Origin of the sequence: Dermacoccus barathri, from assembly GCF_015070805.1 — a bacterium.
In the GTDB taxonomy this organism is placed as follows: Bacteria; Actinomycetota; Actinomycetes; order Actinomycetales; family Dermatophilaceae; genus Dermacoccus; species Dermacoccus abyssi.
On the sequence record NZ_JADCTK010000012.1, the window covers coordinates 1 to 1,310 of the forward strand.

1 protein-coding gene and 1 other annotated feature are annotated in these 1,310 nt (G+C 65.5%); the gene reads right to left on the minus strand.

Going from position 1 to position 1,310, the window contains the following annotated elements:
• Positions 1-27 precede the first annotated feature (27 nt).
• Positions 28-1,262 (minus strand): IS3 family transposase gene (locus IM689_RS14475; RefSeq protein ID WP_227484898.1). Its coding sequence is split into 2 segments (ribosomal slippage): positions 28-980 and positions 980-1,262, totalling 1,236 coding nucleotides; the frame shifts between segments, so codons are not numbered across the junction.
• Positions 880-981 (minus strand) — a sequence feature (AL1L pseudoknot). It overlaps the preceding gene by 102 nt.
• Positions 1,263-1,310: the final 48 nt, after the last annotated feature.

Here is a 1,310-nt window from a genome sequence, read left to right on the forward strand (position 1 = left end):
TGAAGCGCCCTGGGTTTCGTTCCGCGCTTATGTGGTGACGAGGGTTCTCGTCTGGGATTGATCGTAGGACGCTTCGACCTCGACCGGCGTGCGGTAGCCGAGTGCTTCGTGCAGGCGCTGGTGGTTCCACCAGGTCACCCACTCCAATGTCGCCAACTCGACCGCCGATGTCGACGGCCATGTCGTGCGTGAGTAGATCAGTTCGGCCTTGTACAACCCGTTGACCGTCTCAGCCAAGGCGTTGTCGTACGAATCGCCCACTGTCCCTACCGAAGGCGCGACGCCGTGCTCGGCCAGTGTGTCGGTGTAGGCCAGGCTGACGTACTGGACGCCGCGGTCGCTGTGGTGCACGAGCCGCCCACCCTGACGCGCCGCCGGCGTCGTCGCGATGGCCTGCTGCAACGCGATCATCGGCAACGCCTGCGTCGACAGCGACGACGCGACCGACCAGCCGACGATCTTGCGCGTGCACGCATCCGTGATGAACGCCGTGTACGCGAACCCGCTAACGGTGCGCACGTAGGTGATGTCTGCTACCCACAACATGTTCGGCGCCAACGCGTGGAAGTCGCGCTCCACGAGATCCGGGCGGTGGTCGGGCAGCTTCGACGGCACGGTCGTGAACGGGCGGCGCCCACGGCGAACACCGTGCAGCCCAGCCGTTCTCATGAGTCGCGCGGTCTGGTCGCGTCCGATCATCCAGCCCTCGCGGCGCATCGCGTGCCACATCTTGCGATGGCCGTACACCCCGTAATTCTGGGCGTGGAGGCGTTTCACTTCCTCCACAAGGACGTCGTCACGGATCGCTCGCGCGCAGCGAGGGCGGGCTTTCGCGGCGCGGTAGCCACGGGAGGTGATGAACCCACAGTCCGTCGCGCGAAGGGCGCGACAGATCGGCTCGACCCCGAAACGATCACGGTGTTCGTCGATGAACCGGATCATCTCGTCGTGGGGCGGTCGAGTTCCGCTGCGAAAAAAGCCGAGGCCTTCTTCAAGATCTCGTTCGCCCGCCTCGTTTCGGCGAGTTCGCGGCGTAAGCGCCGGTTCTCTTCCTCGAGCGACTCACGCGGCTTCGCCGCGCCAGTCGCCGCTGGCTCTTCGCCGGGGCGGGGCATCCAGTTACGGATCGTGGCCGGCGCTATCCCGAGCGACGCTCCCACAGCGTCCATCGCGACACGCTGCGAGCATCCATCGGCGGCGCGCTTGTCCAGCACCATCCGCACCGCATGCTCACGCAAGTCCTGGTCGTACTTCTTGGGCATGGTCCGATTCTCCTTCAGGAAGGACGGAACCAAACCCAGGGCGCTTCA